This window comes from Mastigocoleus sp. MO_188.B34 (assembly GCF_030065675.1).
Taxonomy (GTDB): Bacteria; Cyanobacteriota; Cyanobacteriia; order Cyanobacteriales; family Nostocaceae; genus Mastigocoleus.
Map to the genome: position 1 here is coordinate 21,187 of NZ_JASJDK010000044.1, position 18,120 is coordinate 39,306.

Below are 18,120 nucleotides of genomic sequence, written 5' to 3' on the forward strand. Positions count from 1 at the left end.
TGATTGATTTGAATCCACTCCAATTAAATAGAGGACTACGCAGGCGATTCTGTTCGAGAACTGTAACTTTATAGGATGGAAACTATGTCACAAGAATTTAACAAAATGGAAGTTTTGTCAGTAGAAAGCGCACAAGTAGAAATGCTAGTTGGTAATGCGATCGCATACTGTCATCGTCCAACAAATGAAATTTTTGTTGATTTAGATCATTTTGTAGAAATGATGGGAGTTGGTTTCTCACCAACATTTGAGAAAGTCAAAGTTTATTTGGTTAAACCTGAAAATGGAGAATTTAAAGGTCAAACCAGAAGAGTAATAAAAGCACAAGAAGTTACGCGAATACTGAAAATTGCCGAAAAGCAAGGGGATGATGTCGCAAAAAAATTTCGTAATAATCTGCTTTCACAAGGAATGAAAAGAATTGGAATTGAGGATGCAATTTTAATTGATGGGTATCTCATCCCCAGGGATAAAAATGGGAATTTAATGTCAGAGTTCGCGATTGAAATTCCTCCAGAAGTACTTGAAAATTTTGATTTCAACAATTGAAGGTGTTGATTAGATACATTTCTACTAGCGATAAATTAGAAAATTTGAGCATAACTGAGTTCTGCAACACCAACAATGTTATTGCTCAGATCTCATTTAATTCACACAGCTTCTGTGATTAATGTGAAGGTTTACTACTATTCGCTATGGGATTGTTATTTTACAACAACTTATCTTATCCGTAGCTTAAAAAATGTTACTGAAATAGTATATAAAATAACAGCAAAATATAAAGATCAAAAACTTAAAGATATTCCTCTTTTGAGGGCTTTAGTAGGTGCGAGAACTATAACCATTCTTACTCTCTGAGCAGCTAAAGTACATCTTTTTATATCTGCATAATTCAAGTAAAGAATCTCAAATATTTTGAGTTTTGCAAAATCTACCAATCATCTCCAGCACCAGCACCACCACTATCACCACCGCCAAAGTCACTACTGTCTGAGCTACTACTGTAATCGCTACTGCTGGAACTACTGTAATCGCTACTACTAGAACTACTGTAACTGCTACTGCTGGAACTACTGTAACTGCTACCGCTGTAATTATTACTATAATTTCGTAATTTTTTTAACATAAAAGAATTAAGATTTGTTTTGATGATTCCCCTCCATTCAAGAAGCATTATTATGATTATTATGAATATGCTTATAGGCAAAAGCACAGGTAATAATGACAATAAAAAGGCAATTATCATTAATAAAAACATAGGCAATAATACTAAAAAAATCACAAAGTCTGGATGTTCTGTTTCCGAACTAACAGCAGTTTGTGTTTGTGTAGCCTTTGTCTCCAACTCTTTAATCAATGACTTTGTACCAGCTAGTATTCCCGCTTCAAATTTCCCTTTTTTAAACTTTGGTGTTACCTGTTTGCGAATAATACTACCAACCAAAGCATCTGGCAAAATTTCTTCTACTCCATAACCAGTCTCAATTTCTGTGCGGCGATCGCCTTTTGAAACTAAAAATAAAATCCCGTTATCTTTACCTTTTTTACCAATACCCCAAGTGTTAAATAACTCGGTCGTAAATGCTTTGGGTGTGGAGGAAGGTTTAGTTGTTGGTACTGTGACAACTGTAATTTCTGTACCGTTTTCTTGTTCTAAGTTAGAAATCATTTGATTGATTTGGGCTTCTGCTTCTGGGGAGAGCATATCAACCATATCTGTTACCCAACCACTATTTTTTTGGCGAGGGTTTGGAACTTCCTGTACTGTTAGAGCATGGGTGGGGATATTGCTAAGTATTAAAGAAATAGACAGACTGGACGCAAATATAATTATTTGAGAATGGCGAGAAAGTTGTTTTTTCATTCTTTTTTATATATTTTCAATTGATTTATTTATTTCGGTATATCTGTTATTCAATTTTTACTATTGTTTGTTTGAAAAAAAGACTTTGGTTGAAAGCCTAGAATTTTAGCTGCTAAAACATTTGGAAAACTGTTTAATGATTGGTTATATGCACTAACTGCTTCGTTGTAACGCTTTCTCTCAGTCGTAATACGATTTTCTGTACCAGCAATTTCATATTGAAGATTAATAAATATTTCGCTAGATTGCAGTTTGGAATTTGCTGTTGTACCAGCAATAAATTGCTCAATCGCTTTTAACATTGATGAATTGGCTGCGATTTTTTCTTTCGTAGAACTTGCTTGGAGGTATGTCTGTCTGGCTTCAACAAGGGAACGAATTATACCCTCTTCGTGTTTAGTGTAGGTTTTAGCAATATTCGTTAAATTAGGAATCAAGTCAGCACGACGCTGCATTTGATTTTCTACTTGTGCCCATTTAGCATCAACTCTAGTTGCAGTATTACTGAGAAAGTTATATGTATTACCCAACCAGGCTATAAATACAGCAGCAGTAATTGATAGCATCACCAATCGCTGTTTATTTTTTTGTTTTTGCTGTATTTGTTTTTGTTGTTCTTGTTTTTGTTTTACTTGTATATCTTTTACGGCTTGCTTGATTACTTCAGAAGGAATTTTGACTTCTGTTCCGGCTTGAATAAGTTCCTCTAAGGAATAGCTTTGAGATTTTTCATGTACAAGCTGTGATGCTCTCTCAAATACTTCTTTAGCTATATCCTCGGAAATTTTATTATCCTCATTCATCTTAGATTTGACCGTAACCTCAGCCTCTAATTTAACTTCAGCTTCAGAAAATCAACAAAGCATATATACGTAAATAAAATATGAATCAAAGAAAAAAATGGTATGATTATGCAATTTAAAAAAGAATATGCAATCCAAAAAAGAACCCTCTAACCTATATCTCCTTGCTTTAAAAAGTGGTGCGTAAAATTTGATGATTTATTTCAAGTCAAAGGGCAAAAAAACATCGATACTGATGTAAGGAGTTCGCAATCGCTAATTGAGTAAATGACTGATATTGCAATCATTGGTGCAGGAATAGCCGGTTTAGTATGCGCTCAACAATTAACTCAAGCCGGATATTCTGTTGTAGTGGTAGAAAAATCTCGTGGTTTGGGGGGAAGAGTTGCAACTCGTCGTCTACATGATACCCGTGCAGACCACGGAGCTTGTTACCTCAAACCCAAAGGAGAATTACTCCAAGGTTTTGTGAAATTACTATCTCAACATAATGTTGTTGAAGTTTGGACTGATACTTATTACGAACTTTCAGTCAATTCCCATTTACCAATCAAAAAATCCGGCTCTCCTTGTTACACTGCACCTACAGGAATGAGCGCGATCGCAAAATTTCTGGCACAAGATTTAGATATTTTGCTCAATCAACGGGTCACTAAAATCGATCTAACACCTGAAAATATATGGCGTCTTAGTTGCGTTTCCAGTAATACTTCATCATCTAATAATGATTCTGAGAATAAGGAAATAACTGCAAAAGCTTTAGTTATTGCAATTCCTGCACCTCAAGCCACAATGCTTTTGGAACCTTTAGAAAACAGCATAATTAAGTCTGCTTTCCTCAATCAACTACGTTCGGTTGATTTTCACCCTTGTATAAGTGTGATGGTTGGTTATTCTTCAGTGTTTGATACTAAAATACCGGAGTGGAAAGCTCTTAACTTTAGCGAAAATAATATCCTGGCTTGGATCGGCTTTGATAGTAGCAAACGTCATCAATCTCATCAACCTGTATTTGTAGTTCAAAGTAGCTCTGAATTTGCTCAAATCCACCTAGAAACAGAGGAATTACAAGCAGTTGGGGAAGAAATGTTGCAAAGTGCAAGCGAATCGTTAATGCTGGAAACACTCAAAACCCCGGAATGGATGCAAGTACATCGTTGGCGTTATGCTTTTCCACGTCATCCTTTATCAGAAAAGTGTCTATCAGCACAAACTATTTTACCTTTGGTCTGTTGTGGTGATTGGTGTGGTGGTAATTTAATTGGAGGTGCTATGGATTCGGGATTAGCAGCTGCAAAGGATATTAATACTCGACTAGAACAAAAAGTACTTTTGGATAGTTTTTTGGAAAATCCTAAATTTTGGTAATTGGTAGTGAGTAATGAGTAATGAGTAATGAATAACTGATAACTTTAGCCTGCAAGGGCGTGCGTGGCGTTAGCCATAAACTGGTAACTAGTAACAAATGTTGCACACTTGTATTGGCTCGATCTGCACTGGGATATATATTTATAAAAAATCCAATATTTATTTGTGAAACATCTGTTTTGCAAAATACACCTTAATAAACCAGATAAAACTTTGAATAACCCGACCGAAATTGCCAATCAATTTAAACACCAAGGTAAAGTTATCGATGTCCGAGAGTTTGGACATGGTAACATCAACGGTACTTACCTTGTCACTTTGGATTCTTTAGAAGATAAGCATTTGATTTTGCAACGGGTTAATACCAATGTGTTTCGTCAACCACAATTGGTAATGCAGAACATGAGTATTTTTAGTAATCATGTTCGCCAACGTTTGCAAAGTGATTCAAAGAACCTCAATCGTCGTTGGGAAGTACCGCAGGTATTTTTAACAAAGGATAATCGAGATTACTTCATTGATACTGATGGATCGTTTTGGCGAGCAATTAGTTTTATAGAAGCAGGTACAACCTTTGACATCATCAAAGACGATCAACACGCTTACGAAGTTGGTTATGCTTTGGGAATGTTTCACAATCTTATTAATGACTTACCCACTGAAAAATTAGCCGATACTCTTCCAGGTTTTCATGTTACTCCCAGTTATCTGCAACAGTATCATCTTGTCGTAAACCAAAACCCTGCACCAAAATCCCCTGAAGTTGAATATTGTTTGGAATTTGTGCGGGATCGCCAAAGTTGGGCGCATGTCTTAGAAAATGCTTTAGAACAAGGACATCTGTTTTTGCGTCCGATTCACGGCGATCCTAAGGTTAATAATGTCATGATAGATACTACAACAGGGCAAGCGATCAGTGTCATTGATCTCGATACCGTCAAACCCGGACTAGTTCATTATGATATTGGTGACTGTCTCCGCTCTGGATGCAATCCCTTGGGAGAAGAAACGACAGAGTGGCAATCAGTAGTATTTGATACTGTTATTTGTAAATCGATTTTGCAGGGATACCTTTCAGTTGCGAAGGTTTTTCTCACCAAAAAAGATTACGAATACATATACGATGGAATTCGCCTCATTGCATTCGAGTTAGGACTACGATTTTTCACAGATTATTTAGTAGGTAATGTTTACTTCAAAGTCAAATATCCAGAACATAACCTTGCTAGAGCCTTAGTGCAGTTTAAGTTAACTGAGAGTATTGAATCTCAGGAAGCAGATATTCGTGCAATTATCGGAGAAATGGGATGATTAAAAATCAAGAAGAAATAAAAGAACAAAATTTTTCTTTACGAGCATTCCCAAACAGTTTAACCCCAGATTTACAAATTACAGGTAGTGTAGCCCGCAGTAATAATATACTGACTATTAGTTTCGTGCTCCAAGGGGACTTAAACAATATCCACATTCCCAAAGCTGCAGATATCCCCAACCGTAAAAACGAACTCTGGGAAGAAACATGTTTTGAATTTTTCTTGGGAGTTAATGGTTCTCCCCGTTACTGGGAATTTAATCTTTCTCCATCAGGACACTGGAATGTCTACAAATTTGACAACTACCGTCAAGGGATGCAGGAAGAAACCGCGATACAATTACTTCCTTTTGATATCCAACATCAACCTAATTCTTTGCAATTAATGCTGGAATTATATTTAGGTCAAATCATTACAGCAGAACAAGATTTAGATCTTGCGATTACAACGGTTATCAAAGACAAAGATGGAAAAATAACTTATTGGGCTTTGAAGCATTGTGGGGAGCAAGCAGATTTTCATTTACGAGACAGTTTTGTGATTGGACGATAGCCCAATAAAATATTTATTTATTACCAAGATTGAGCAAGTAAGTTTGTAGTTCTCCTTGGTCGTTACCATTAACGTTAACAGTCAAAATATCAATAGAACCATTAAAACTCACTTTGAAACTATCGCTATTACTTCCCAAAACAACATCTTTGACTGTGCGATCGCTAGTATTAATAATTTCATCCCGATCTAAGACAAAGTCAACTATAAAATCGCGATCAAAGTCACCGGAAAGTACAAATTTATCCTTCCCCGTACCACCTATTAGGATATCGTCACCATTTTGACCATCGAGGATATCGTTACCAGCACCACCATCGAGAATATCGTCATCATTTTCGGTGGGATGACCCTGAGTTTCACCAAGAAGTAAGTCATTACCACCTTGGCCGCGAATTATATCATTACCAGTACCACCTTCGATGGTGTCATCACCTTTTTTACCTCGTAGATTATCCCCATCCGCACCACCAAAAATCTGATCTGCATTTTGAGAACCGATAATTAGATCGGAACCATTACCACCATCAATATATGCAATATTTTTGAGTTCAATTTTAGAGAAATTCCATCTATCATTGCTACCGTCAGAACCATCCCGCAATACAGCAGTACCACCAGGAAAATCAGAACCACCGTTCCCACCAGTACCATCAATGGCGATAATGGATGGAAACTTATTGGAATTAAATTTTTGGGGTAATTCAATATCTCCTGCTCCATCAGGGACTATGGTTACCCGCTCTGGTAGTCCAGGAACATTATCAAAATCCCCTGGGTTACCGTCGGAAACACCGAACGTAATATTACTTTGAATTAAAACTGTACCTTCGATAGTACCGTCACTTTTCCACAATTCACTTCTATTATTGAGACGATCCACAGTGAAGACTAAATGACCGTTATCTTCCATCAGATTAGAGAGATTTGTACCCGTTCTCGGATCGTATCCGAAAATACTGAAAGTTCCTTCTGCTGTACCATCAGTTTTATACAGATTGATACTTATATTGCCCGATGCTAGTTTGAAAAAGATATCACCACCGACAATAATAATTTCAGTCGGTGGAAAACTCATGCTGCCGAAATCTTCTAATAGAAATGTACCAGCTTCTGTACCGTCAGTTCTCCATAGTTTTGTATTGTTCCCGTTAGGATCAAAGGTAGTAAAAATCTGGCGACCGTCAATCTCACCCAGTAAATTAGGGTTAGGGAAATCACCCCCAGCAATAATATCTTCAAATAGTAATGGATTCATCTACTGATTCCTCACTTGAAATCTTGTGAAATGTGCAATTAATCTTTGACCTTATTGCTTATCTGGTTTTTCCCAGAAATCGGGATTTGGGTTGTTAAGTATCAGCCTAAGTCCCGACATAAAATAGTTTTGGACTTATCTACTCACCCTGTTTGACATTGTGATGATCGCTTCAAGTTGTCACCAATGGGTTCAGCCTGGGAACCAAGATTTGGAAGCTCCGCCTTGACGAGTATAATTAAGATGCAGAGCCTACACTACACCGCACAAAAGGTAAAAGGTCTTGCAAAATCACCTCTTGGTGATGTTCCTGGGAGTAATGTCCGACATCATTAAGTTTGATAATTTCCCCATCGGGTAGGGAATCAGCAAACTTTTCTCCCATTTCCAGACTTAACCAGGGGTCATTTTTTCCCCATTGCAATAAAACTGGATTTTGCCATTCTTTAAAACCAGACTCAATTTCTGCTGTGACTTTTGGTAATTGTAAGTTACGAATAGTTGCCAGTAAACTACGACCTGAAGCTGAAGCAGTTAAGAATGGTTTGCGGTAAATCCCCAAATGTTCCTCAGCAATCACATAGCGACTACCTCCTTCCAAGGTTCGGTCTACTAGCAACGGATCCTGGGTCATCATTTCCCCTGCTAAAGGTAAACCCATCTGTTGAATTTTCCAAGGAACTTTAGCTGCGGTGGAAACTGGAGTATTAAGAATTGAGATATTAGCGATTTTTTCCGGATGACGCAGGGCATATTGTAATCCTACAGAACCTAAAAAACCCTGGACGACTAGAGAAAAACGTTCTAATTCTAAGGCTTGGATAAATTCTTCAAAAGCTTTAATAAAAGCATCTGGGGTATATGCAAAATCTCGTTTTTCTGGTTTCGCAGAAAAACCACATCCAATCCAATCCGGTGCGATCGCTCTTGTTCCTTGTTTTGCGAGTTCTGGTAAGATATAACGCCAGCTATAGCTTTGAGAAACTAAACCATGAAGTAAAACAACTGGAAGTAAATCGCTTCTACCAACCGGTTCGGCTTGACGATAAAACCATTCTAGTGAGTTGACGGTAATTTTATGTTCTTTTGTTGACACTGTTTTTTAAAGGTTTTTAATTAGTTTAAATTTAGTTTCAATTCAAAGAAGTTAATTAAAAGGAATTAATCAAAAATAATTAATCAAAAAAATGAATTAAAAACTTGCTGTAGAGAGGTCATATGTCATACTAGATGATTCTGAATAACCGTCATTGCGACCAAAGGTAAGCAATCGCAAACTTTTGGGATTACTATCTCCTAAACGGAGACGCAATACCTAGAGCTGCGCTACCTGCGGATCCCGTACGTTGCGCTAGCTCGCTAAGCTTACACTACGTTCCACATGCGCTTTGCGCACGTTGTGCCAACGCAATGACATAATTATGAATGATTTGACGGACTTCATATAATATACTACTTCTCTACACGCACATATCTATAATCATCTCACGAATTGGCTTAGCAATTGGCTTGTAGATACAAGCTTGTAGATATAATTTACTGACGTTGTGTCCACCAAGCAAAAGCTCCACCAGTTCCAAACATAAGTAAACTGTATATTGCTGCGGGAATCGCCATCGTAGGATTATTTAAAAATGTTGCTCCACTGGCGATCGCGATCGCTAAGGTACCATGTTGAATTCCCACCTCAAAGGTAATCGCCCTTGCACTGAATTTATCCAGCTTTGTAATAGTTGCGACTGCATAACCTAGAATCATTGTTGATACGTTCAAAGCTAATGTTACCCAACCAACTTGTAGGAAAAAGGTCAAAACATTAGCTCGTTCCTTCGCTAGCAAACCAAGAACCTATCCCACTATTCTAAAAATGCTTATTTGTTTGAGTAAAATTTGCCTGAAAAGCTTGATTTTTCGTTTTTAGTTCTTAAACTTAAGCTTTTTCGCAAAAATCATATTAGTGGGATAGGTTCTCCTAAATCCCCCGCTGTATTGGGGGACTTTTGCCCCTTTTTAAGGGGGTTGGGGTATCTCAATAGTGAATGCTGATAATAAACTATACTTGTAAAACATCTTCTAAGGGAAGTAGACACTAGGATTATTACTATATCGGACTAAGAATCATCTCGCGAATTACGCCCGCTGTTGCAGGTGCAAGTAAAATACCATTACGATAATGCCCAGTAGCTAAAATCACATTATCAAAACCCGGTAAACGCTCAATAATTGGTGCGGGACGACCTTCCGGACGGGGACGCGAACCCGACCAAGTTTTAATGATCGCAGCTTTGGTTAACTCGGGACAAAATGTAATAGCTTGTTGTAAAATATCCTCAAGTAATTGTTTGTTGGGGGCTATTTCCTTTGCAGACTTAACAAATTCTACAGTTGCACCCACCCAGTATTCGGTAATTTCTGACAAAACACCCGCCCCAACAGGGACAATATGCACATCATTTCCTGTAATTGTTGGTTGGAATTGAGGATTTCCCAAACAGTGACCCAAACGCAATTGTAAAGCTTGTCCCAATACCGGGCGAATATCAACTGTTTGATTTAATTGCGTTGTAATTCCTGTGGAACCAAGTCCAGCGGAAATAATAAACCAATCAGCAGTAATTTTACCGTTTGTAGTTGCTATTTCTTTTTGTAAACCCGAAGCTGATGGAGATAACTCTCCGGAAACAGTAACGTCAAATTTAAAATCTGCACCCCTTATTCGAGCAGCATCAATTAAAGCTAAAGTTAACGCAGTGGGGTCAATTTGTAGATCTTGGGGAGAATAAATTGCACCCATAACCCGATCTAAATTAACTTGAGGACAATATTTTTGTAATGTAGTGGTATCCCAAATTTCTAATTTCCAACCTTGAGATTGACGAATCTCTTGCAGTTTTTGCCATCTTTGCAAATTATTATCTTTTGCTTTATCTTCTTTTAACTCCTCATCTTCCAAGCAAATACTGACAATTCCTTGACGGTTACAGGGAATTTTACGTTGGATAATTTCCTCTAGTTCTGGAATTAAACTTCCATAGCGCTGAACGCTTTGTTGTCGTAACCGCCAAGCTCTACTCTTAACTTTGTGACTAATAATCCCCATTAAAACACCCAAAGCCACACCAGTAGAGCCTTGAACTGGTGGTTGTTTGTCCACAACCGTAATTTTCAATCCTTTCACTTGGCTAAGTTCGTAGGCGATCGCCGCACCAATTACACCACAACCAACAATCACAACATGACTCATGATTTTAATTTCTAATTTTGAACTTCAAAAGCAAGATAAGAGTGAATTACCCGAACTCAGGTTAGTTACTAGGATTGACAAACCCAAGGATGAATCATTGATTATTGGGTTCAGTATACAAGTAGAAGGAATTTGATATTGATTAAGAATACAGCGAACATTCTCTAAATAGAAGGAAAATTTTTAAATGGATGCTCCGAATAGGAAGAACAATTTATCTATTCACTTCCTTATATTATCCATAGCTTTAATCTATTAACTCACTAATTCTTATATTTTATAATTACTATAAGCATTAAAAATAAGCATTAATTAATACCAATCTATAAATGTATAATACTCCTAAAGCCTTGATATAGCATTATTTAGACAACTAATATTACTGAATTAAATTAAATAAGTTTACTTTTTTACCTCATCAATATAAAACCACTACCGTCTACAAATATTAGCGAAGATGTTTATGTGCCAATTATTTATTCACAAGAATCAAGCATTTTTTTTTAAGTTTTTGTAATTTATATCAACCTGATTTAAAGTTAACTGTAATTTTTTCGTAATTAGTAACAAAATATTTCTTTAGATATATAAATATTTAAAAGTTCATGCTTTTATAATGAAATTTATGCTTTTAAAAATAATTTTGTTTTTTTAGCTGTCTTTTCTCTGTAGTTCACTCAAATCTTTATTAGAGATATTGCGGTATAAATTCCCCATACCCAAATTCATTATTTCTTCAACATCAAGGTAAATCCCAATGGGGATATTGCTTTCATGGAAAGAGTTTTCCATGGAAGGCTAATAACAACATCTCTTTTTAGTATGTTTCGAAATTAACAAAACTTATTTATGACTTCCAATTCCCGTCAATTTCTTGCTCAATCTTTTACTCAGTCCCCCACAAACATTAGCAAAGCCGATACACCGACCCAATCTTTCAGTAAAGTTTTGAAGTCGTACTATCAAAGTTCACCTATAGACATATTCAACAACGGACACAATATTGATGGTGAATTTGAAACACAACAGAATTACGTCATATACCAAGGTGAAAGATATAACCTCAAAGGTTTTCATTTTCATACAAACAGCGAACATACATTTAACGGACAAAATACAGCTGGTGAAATACACCTAGTACACGAGAGCGAGAGCGGTAAGAAATTGGTTGTGGGAATCCTTTTGGAAGAAGTGTCTCCTGATAGTCAGTCAATCGATCCTCAACTAAGCTCATTCTTAGGAAAACTTGATGGAAGTACACTAAAAAATCCCAATACCATTATTGATGGGGGAAATTTTGACCCTTCAAAGTTGATATCAGGAGATTCTCAAGTCTATAACTATGGAGGTTCTTTAACAACAGAACCTTTTACTGACGCAACCTGGGTTGTAGCCAAAGACACTCTCAAGGTAAGCGTAAAAGAACTCAAGAATTTTAGTAACTTACAAAGCGAACTCTACGGATTCCCGAATGGATTGAATAACCGCAATATTCAAAATGAATTATACCTAGGTAAGAATGGAGATGATTTCCTCCAAGGTGACCGCAATGGTCCTAATAGTTTTAGCAATGATTTAATATATGTTCGAGATGGGGAAGATACAGTTAACGGTGGTCAAGGTAATGACAAAATTTTTGGCGAACAAGGAAAAGATTATCTCTTTGGCGGGCAAGGTAATGATATTCTCATAGGTGATGGTCGCTTAGGGGATTTAAGTTCCCAATCCTCAGACGAAGATTATCTTATTGGTGGTGGAGGAGAAGATAGTTTTTACATCTCTGGAGATGACTTTGTTGTCGGAGGTGGTCCGAATCGCTACAGCGGTAATTTTATAGATTTCCTTGGAAATGAATCATTTGGTTTTGATGATGGTGGAAATCCACAATATAATTTATTTGACGGACAGCAAGATACTTTTATCTTCATCAATGATGGAAATAGTTCCACCGTTACCATAACAGGGTTCGAGGCAGGAATAGATAGAATCGACTTAAGGGAATATAATCTCGGTTCCGTAGATAGTTATCAGTCTTTCCAAGACATACAAAAAAAAGATGGTGGTCTTTGGTGGGAATATAAAACCTCCAATGTGAATGGTGCTGAGGTCGTTTTAAGGATAGATGCAGATCCAAATACAGTCAATGCAGCTTTGATTTAAAACTTTGATTGAAAGTTTCGATCTCAAAAACTTGTTGATTTGGATAAATTATTGAGTTTAATAATAATATTTCCCACGACTATAAGCCGTGGGATTTTTGAGATAATCATTGTTCTTTGGGGTCGTCCTTAACCATAAGTAGTGAAGAACGACAATTTATGACTCTTAACTCCTGACAACTAGCAAGCAAAGTTTTGGGAAATTAAGGTTCCGAACAATTAAGATTCCAAACAATTAAGATTCCAAACAATTAAAATTCAGAATAATTAAGATTCTGAGACGGGTTCTGGTTGAGTTTCGGGAAGCAGTTTTAAGAATCTGTCGATATCTGCGTAAACAGCCGAATAGCTATTTAAAGCTTCAAAGCGATCATTAGATTCAGCAGCTTTATCAATTTTTACCAAATAACCCAGCATATCCTTAGAAATTTTACGAGCTTCCTTTTGTTCTGGAGGAAGCAAATTAGAAGCAGTATAATTGATAGCCAGTCTGGCTTCTGTCATTGGACCGTGGATAAAATTACCGACCCTTCTCCAATCTTGTTTTTCAATTAAATCTTCCAATTCTGAACCGCGATCGCGAACTGCAATAACCTCAGTAGAATATTCTTGGATTTTTTGCAGTTGACTGGGTGTATATGTTGGTGGCGCTTTTGCGACTGTAGGACCACCACAGCCAAACAAAAATGTTGCCACAAATACTAAAATCAAAGAAAAAATACTACGTTGACGCCCCATAAGTAGATTCTATTGGTTGGATGAATAACATTCATATTCGATTTTCCGCGTAAATGAGCATTCTTGTCCAGAAGTCAGCACAAATGAGTAAGGAGTAAGGAGTAAGAAGTAAGAAGTAGGAAATAATGAATCTCTAGTACCCATACTCAATACCCAGTTCCAAATCCCCAATCCCCAATTCCTAATCCCAAATATCCAATCCCCAACTTAATACATGTCAAAAAAGTATGATTTTGAATTGCGATCGACTGATAGACCTTGATAATCTGAAACAAATTACCACCAACTGAGCCTTCTGGCAATTTTAACTTAGTCTTTTAACTGAGTAACACCTAAGTAGCCCACGCAACTAAGGAGGAGCATTGTCCGTGAATGCAGCACTGATGGCAACAAACCTTGAAATTGCTAGTAAAATTGCAACAGTAGTAAATTTATTCAAATTCGAATTTCCCGATGCAAAATCGGATTTGAAACCCTGGACAAATGACCCAGAAACCATGGAATTAGTAGATCCAGACTCAATTGATATTGGTTTTCATTTCCCTGGTGTTAGTAAATCTTGGCAAAGTCGCAGTCTTTTAATCCAAATCAGATTTTACCAAGATCCAATTAATCACGTACAGCGTGCGATCGGTGTGGAAATTGCTGGTTTCAGTCACAAGGGCGAACAATGGCGACTCTCAACTGTTGATAATTGGAATTGTGTTGGTATATCTCAGCCATCTTCAGAAAAAAGTGAAAAACTAAAAAAGTTTTGCAGACAGATTTTAGAAGTTTTTAATAGTTGAAAATAAGAAGTAAGAAGTAAGGAGTAAGGAGTAAGGAGTAAGGAGTAAGGAGTAAGGAGTAAGGAGTAAGGAGTAAGGAGTAAGGAGTAAGGAGTAAGTCATATTCAGTTAACTGTTGAGTTACAACTGACTAAGTAAACTGAATTTTTACTAATGAATAATAATATTAGCATTCAAGAACGAACTGAATTATTTGCGATTAGAGTAGTTAAAGCTTATGCTGAATTAAATAAAAAATATTTCAATGATGAGAGTAAAATATTATCTAAACAATTTCTTAGAGCCGGAACAAGTATAGGTGCGAATTGTGCTGAAGCTAAATTTGCTCAATCAAATAAAGATTTTATCTCCAAGTACTCTATCGCTCTGAAAGAAGCCTCAGAATGTAAATTTTGGATTAAAATACTGGTCAATTCAGAAGCAGTACCCGAACAAAAATTTGCACCTATGCTTTTAGAATTAAATACAATTATAGGCATTTTAGTCTCAAGCATAAATAAATTAAAACAAAAACAACAACTTAAAGAACAATAAGTATATTTACTTCTTACTCCTTACTTCTTACTTCTTACTCCTTACTTCTTACTCCTTACTCCTTACTCCTTACTCCTTACTCCTTACTTCTTACTCCTTACTCCTTACTCCTTACTCCTTACTCCTTACTTCTTACTCCTTACTCCTTACTACTTTCTCTAGTCCCTCAATAAAACATTAAGAACCATTACCTTTAAGTGCCTGATAATTCCCATGCATGTAGATTAATTCTAAACTCCTAGAATGACCTACACCAAGTCATCGATCCATGAAAGTTCTCCATGGTACCTGGATTCCAAATGCCGAGTCCGGTTTTGTTCAATCGGGTTCCTTCTGTCTGTGGGTAGAAGTCCCTCTAGGTAAGGGACAAAGAAGCAAAGAGAAAATTCACCCCGGACATCTCAGAAGTGATGATTTAGTTACTTTCTTGACCCAAGAATTGGGCTTGAAAGAGAATGCTGTACAACTAAAAGAGCGCATATCTCCCAAATACTTTGCTCTTCCCACAGCAAATGATAAACCTCTCCCTTCACCGGAGCTAACTAAATATTTGGAAGTGGAAATTCCGGACGAATATGAGGATTTTCAATATTGGAAAGTAGATTGTTATCCAACGGTAGTTTCTAGCAAAACAGATTATTCCCGCGTTCCAACTGCTGTGAATGCGATTAAATTTCTTAACGATATTCACTTTTTAGCACTATACAATTTGGGTGAATTTCAACTGGGTTCGGATTTATTGTTTTGGTATCACTACACCCAAGCTTTTAAACCGATAATTTTCAAAGACCAGTATATTCCAGCACTCAAATATCGGCAGTTAGAAACTAAAAAGACTAAGACAAAAGGCACACAAAAGTCTAAAAATAGCAAGAATAATTACAAAAATGTGAGTTTTGAAATCTACCCTACGTGGGAAATTATTTCCGAACAATACGAAGCAAATATACAAAAGTATATTGAATATATGCCAGCAATTTGTGTGGCTGGTTCGTCTATACTCTCCAATCCAATCGAATTTTTTGAGCCAGAAACCTTATTGCGTCACTTTTCCGAATATTTAATATGCAATTTGGTGACTCACACCCAATCAACAGCAGCATTTGATAAAAAGATTGCAGATTCTGTAGTTCATAATTGTTTTCATTCCCGCAAACATACCCCTCTGAAAACAAATGCTGCTTTGGAGGAATATAAACAATGGTTGGAATGGAAAAATAAAATTACCCGTACCCAAACTGATTCTTCCTTTCACCTATGTTTTCAACTGGATTCCGCCGCTCCTGATAATATAGATAATTGGCAAATGCATTTTCTAGTAGCCAGTAAACAAGATCCTTCGCTAAAAATGGCATTAGCTGACTACTGGACAATGGGTAACAAAACTAGAACAGGGGTACATAAGGATTTTGGTAAGGACTTTGAAACCAATTTATTGCTAAATTTAGGTTATGCAGCCCGGATGTATCCCAACTTGTGGAAAGGTTTAGAAACCGATCGCCCCACGGGATTAAAACTAACTTTAGATCAAGCCTTTGATTTCCTCAAGGAAAGTGCTTGGGTATTAGAAGATTCTGGTTTCAAGGTAATTGTACCCGCATGGTATACCCCCGCTGGTCGCCGTCGCGCCAAAATTCGCCTCAAGGCTTCTTCCCGTAAGGATTCTGCGACTAAAAGTAAAACTAAAAGTTATTTCGATTTAGATTCCCTGGTGCAGTATCAGTATGAATTAGCAATTGGAGAACAAGTTGTCACCCCCCAGGAATGGGAACAATTGGTAAATGCAAAGTCTCCCCTAGTAAATTTTCGCGGTCAATGGATGGAACTCGATCGCGATAAAATGCAACAATTACTAGAATTTTGGCAATCTCACGGTGACGAACAACCACAGATGACATTGCTGGAATTCTTACAAAAGAGTGCAGAAGTTGGGGATGAGTGGGAAATCGAACATGATGAAGCTTTGTCAGCTATGATGGCAAAGTTGCAAGATAAAAGTCAATTAGAACCAATTACAGAATTAGTAAATCTGCAAGGAACTTTACGGGAATATCAAAAGCGAGGTGTATCTTGGCTCGATTACTTGGAAAGATTGGGATTAAATGGCTGTTTGGCTGATGATATGGGTTTGGGAAAGTCGGTACAGGTGATTGCGCGACTAATACAGGAACGAGAGAAAAATAATCAGAAAAAACCTTTATTACCGACCCTTTTAATTGCACCTACTTCCGTTGTGGGAAACTGGCAAAAAGAAATAGCTAAATTTGCACCCCACCTGAAAACGATGGTACATCACGGTGGTAATCGCCTACAAGCAACCCCAGAATTTAAAGCTGCTTGTCAGGAATTTGATGTAGTAATTAGTTCTTTTACCCTAGCCCGTAAGGATGAAAAGCTATTTAATAATTTTGAATGGCAACGTATAGTTTTAGATGAAGCGCAAAATATTAAAAATCCCAAAGCTGCACAAACCAAGGCGATTCTTAAACTCAAAGCAAAACACAAATTGGCTTTAACTGGAACTCCTGTAGAAAACCGCTTGTTGGATTTATGGTCAATTTTTAACTTTCTCAATCCCGGTTATTTGGGTAAACAAACCCAATTTCGTAAATCCTTTGAAGTACCCATCCAAAAAAATAACGACAAAATCAAATCAACTACCCTGAAAAAGTTAGTTGAACCCCTGATTCTCCGACGGGTAAAAACTGATAAATCTATTATTAGCGATTTACCCGATAAAGTTGAGCAAAAACTATATACAAATCTGACCAAGGAGCAAGCATCTTTATATGAGGTTGTGGTCAAAGATGTGGAGAAAAAACTCCAAGAAGCAGAAGGAATTGAGCGTAAAGGCTTGATGCTTTCCACCCTAATGAAATTAAAACAGATTTGTAATCATCCCGCCCAATTTCTCCAAGATAATAGCGAATTTTCCCCCGAGCGGTCGCACAAACTCAGTCGTCTTGCAGAAATGGTAGAAGAAGCCGTTTTAGAAGGAGAAAGTTTACTAATATTCAGCCAATTTACCGAAGTATGTCAAAGTGTTGAGAAATATCTCAAATATAATTTACATTGCAATACCTACTATTTACATGGTGGAACTAACCGCAAACGTCGGGAAAATATGATTGCGGAATTTCAAGATCCAGAAACAGAAGCATCAGTTTTTATCCTTTCCCTGAAAGCCGGTGGTGTTGGTATTACCCTCACAAAAGCTAACCATGTTTTCCATTTTGACCGTTGGTGGAATCCCGCAGTAGAAAATCAGGCTACAGACAGAGCTTTTCGGATTGGTCAAAAAAAGAATGTATTTGTGCATAAATTTGTTTCGATTGGAACTTTGGAAGAAAGAATTGACCAAATGATTGAGGATAAGAAAAAGCTTTCTTCTGCTGTGGTTGGTAGTGATGAATCTTGGTTAACAGAGCTAGACAATGATGCGTTTAAACAACTAATCGCATTGAATAAAAGTGCAGTATTGGAGTAGGAATTACAATAT

Annotated in this window: 17 protein-coding genes; 9 read left to right on the forward strand and 8 right to left on the reverse strand. The window is 36.9% G+C overall.

The window, feature by feature from the left end; genetic code table 11:
- Positions 1–84: 84 nt before the first annotated feature.
- Positions 85–549, forward strand: coding sequence for a hypothetical protein (locus QNJ50_RS12775; protein WP_300635824.1), 465 nt, complete (start codon positions 85–87; stop codon positions 547–549).
- A gap of 382 nt (positions 550–931) precedes the next feature.
- On the opposite strand, the gene QNJ50_RS12780 is transcribed toward QNJ50_RS12775, so the two are convergent.
- Together QNJ50_RS12780 and QNJ50_RS12785 are read right to left on the reverse strand one after the other, a co-directional pair.
- Positions 932–1,864, reverse strand: a complete 933-nt coding sequence (locus QNJ50_RS12780) for a YgcG family protein (protein ID WP_300635825.1) — start codon at positions 1,862–1,864, stop codon at positions 932–934.
- 50 nt (positions 1,865–1,914) lie between these two features.
- Entirely contained in the window at positions 1,915–2,667 is a 753-nt protein-coding gene (locus QNJ50_RS12785) for a LemA family protein (RefSeq protein WP_300635826.1), read from the reverse strand.
- A 267-nt stretch (positions 2,668–2,934) separates the two neighbouring features.
- Here QNJ50_RS12785 and QNJ50_RS12790 point away from each other — a divergent pair, with 267 nt between their 5' ends.
- From QNJ50_RS12790 to QNJ50_RS12800, 3 genes are all read left to right on the forward strand, one after another.
- Positions 2,935–4,035, forward strand: coding sequence for an FAD-dependent oxidoreductase (locus tag QNJ50_RS12790; protein ID WP_300635827.1), 1,101 nt, complete (start codon positions 2,935–2,937; stop codon positions 4,033–4,035).
- 213 nt (positions 4,036–4,248) lie between these two features.
- Positions 4,249–5,346 (forward strand): aminoglycoside phosphotransferase family protein, encoded by a 1,098-nt coding sequence (locus QNJ50_RS12795; protein WP_300635828.1) that lies wholly within the window; start codon positions 4,249–4,251, stop codon positions 5,344–5,346.
- 17 nt (positions 5,347–5,363) lie between these two features.
- Positions 5,364–5,900, forward strand: a complete 537-nt coding sequence (locus QNJ50_RS12800; protein ID WP_300635854.1) for a DOMON-like domain-containing protein — start codon at positions 5,364–5,366, stop codon at positions 5,898–5,900.
- Between the two features lie 13 nt (positions 5,901–5,913).
- On the opposite strand, the gene QNJ50_RS12805 is transcribed toward QNJ50_RS12800, so the two are convergent.
- The 4 genes from QNJ50_RS12805 to QNJ50_RS12820 all read right to left on the reverse strand — a co-directional run bounded on the left by QNJ50_RS12805 (position 5,914) and on the right by QNJ50_RS12820 (position 10,402).
- Entirely contained in the window at positions 5,914–7,158 is a 1,245-nt protein-coding gene (locus tag QNJ50_RS12805; protein WP_300635829.1) for a hypothetical protein, read from the reverse strand.
- A 238-nt stretch (positions 7,159–7,396) separates the two neighbouring features.
- The gene (locus QNJ50_RS12810) at positions 7,397–8,254 is read right to left on the reverse strand and encodes an alpha/beta fold hydrolase (protein WP_300635830.1); all 858 of its coding nucleotides are present in this window, start codon (positions 8,252–8,254) and stop codon (positions 7,397–7,399) included.
- A gap of 440 nt (positions 8,255–8,694) precedes the next feature.
- Complete coding sequence (locus QNJ50_RS12815; protein ID WP_300635831.1) at positions 8,695–8,997, reverse strand: hypothetical protein; 303 nt, start codon at positions 8,995–8,997, stop codon at positions 8,695–8,697.
- 262 nt (positions 8,998–9,259) lie between these two features.
- Positions 9,260–10,402, reverse strand: a complete 1,143-nt coding sequence (locus tag QNJ50_RS12820) for an FAD-dependent oxidoreductase (RefSeq protein WP_300635832.1) — start codon at positions 10,400–10,402, stop codon at positions 9,260–9,262.
- Between QNJ50_RS12820 and QNJ50_RS12825 the strand changes: the two genes are divergently transcribed.
- Both QNJ50_RS12825 and QNJ50_RS12830 read left to right on the forward strand, forming a co-directional pair.
- A complete protein-coding gene (locus tag QNJ50_RS12825) occupies positions 10,401–10,538 on the forward strand; it encodes a hypothetical protein (RefSeq protein WP_300635833.1) in 138 nt (45 codons plus the stop codon). The two genes, QNJ50_RS12820 and QNJ50_RS12825, sit on opposite strands and share 2 nt — an antisense overlap.
- A gap of 713 nt (positions 10,539–11,251) precedes the next feature.
- On the forward strand, positions 11,252–12,562 hold the full coding sequence (locus QNJ50_RS12830) for a carbonic anhydrase family protein (RefSeq protein WP_300635834.1): 1,311 nt from the start codon (positions 11,252–11,254) through the stop codon (positions 12,560–12,562).
- Between the two features lie 266 nt (positions 12,563–12,828).
- Here the strand turns inward: QNJ50_RS12830 and psbQ are convergent, their stop codons facing one another.
- Positions 12,829–13,299, reverse strand: coding sequence for a photosystem II protein PsbQ (gene psbQ, locus QNJ50_RS12835; RefSeq protein ID WP_300635835.1), 471 nt, complete (start codon positions 13,297–13,299; stop codon positions 12,829–12,831).
- A gap of 146 nt (positions 13,300–13,445) precedes the next feature.
- The gene (locus tag QNJ50_RS12840) at positions 13,446–13,601 is read right to left on the reverse strand and encodes a hypothetical protein (RefSeq protein ID WP_300635836.1); all 156 of its coding nucleotides are present in this window, start codon (positions 13,599–13,601) and stop codon (positions 13,446–13,448) included.
- A gap of 66 nt (positions 13,602–13,667) precedes the next feature.
- Between QNJ50_RS12840 and QNJ50_RS12845 the strand changes: the two genes are divergently transcribed.
- The 3 genes from QNJ50_RS12845 to QNJ50_RS12855 all read left to right on the forward strand — a co-directional run bounded on the left by QNJ50_RS12845 (position 13,668) and on the right by QNJ50_RS12855 (position 18,108).
- On the forward strand, positions 13,668–14,087 hold the full coding sequence (locus tag QNJ50_RS12845; protein ID WP_300635837.1) for a hypothetical protein: 420 nt from the start codon (positions 13,668–13,670) through the stop codon (positions 14,085–14,087).
- 153 nt (positions 14,088–14,240) lie between these two features.
- Entirely contained in the window at positions 14,241–14,621 is a 381-nt protein-coding gene (locus tag QNJ50_RS12850; RefSeq protein ID WP_300635838.1) for a four helix bundle protein, read from the forward strand.
- Between the two features lie 268 nt (positions 14,622–14,889).
- Positions 14,890–18,108, forward strand: coding sequence for a DEAD/DEAH box helicase (locus QNJ50_RS12855; protein WP_300635839.1), 3,219 nt, complete (start codon positions 14,890–14,892; stop codon positions 18,106–18,108).
- Positions 18,109–18,120: the final 12 nt, after the last annotated feature.

What these genes read in the sequence shown, in the direction of transcription:
- QNJ50_RS12820 (WP_300635832.1), bottom strand. Translation starts at nt 10,402, where the DNA reads ATGAGTCATGTTGTGATTGTTGGTTGTGGTGTAATTGGTGCGGCGATC.
- QNJ50_RS12790 (WP_300635827.1), top strand. Translation starts at nt 2,935, where the DNA reads ATGACTGATATTGCAATCATTGGTGCAGGAATAGCCGGTTTAGTATGC.
- QNJ50_RS12855 (WP_300635839.1), top strand. Translation starts at nt 14,890, where the DNA reads ATGAAAGTTCTCCATGGTACCTGGATTCCAAATGCCGAGTCCGGTTTT.
- psbQ (WP_300635835.1), bottom strand. Translation starts at nt 13,299, where the DNA reads ATGGGGCGTCAACGTAGTATTTTTTCTTTGATTTTAGTATTTGTGGCA.
- QNJ50_RS12775 (WP_300635824.1), top strand. Translation starts at nt 85, where the DNA reads ATGTCACAAGAATTTAACAAAATGGAAGTTTTGTCAGTAGAAAGCGCA.
- QNJ50_RS12850 (WP_300635838.1), top strand. Translation starts at nt 14,241, where the DNA reads ATGAATAATAATATTAGCATTCAAGAACGAACTGAATTATTTGCGATT.
- QNJ50_RS12830 (WP_300635834.1), top strand. Translation starts at nt 11,252, where the DNA reads ATGACTTCCAATTCCCGTCAATTTCTTGCTCAATCTTTTACTCAGTCC.
- QNJ50_RS12805 (WP_300635829.1), bottom strand. Translation starts at nt 7,158, where the DNA reads ATGAATCCATTACTATTTGAAGATATTATTGCTGGGGGTGATTTCCCT.
- QNJ50_RS12785 (WP_300635826.1), bottom strand. Translation starts at nt 2,667, where the DNA reads ATGAATGAGGATAATAAAATTTCCGAGGATATAGCTAAAGAAGTATTT.
- QNJ50_RS12780 (WP_300635825.1), bottom strand. Translation starts at nt 1,864, where the DNA reads ATGAAAAAACAACTTTCTCGCCATTCTCAAATAATTATATTTGCGTCC.
- QNJ50_RS12825 (WP_300635833.1), top strand. Translation starts at nt 10,401, where the DNA reads ATGATTTTAATTTCTAATTTTGAACTTCAAAAGCAAGATAAGAGTGAA.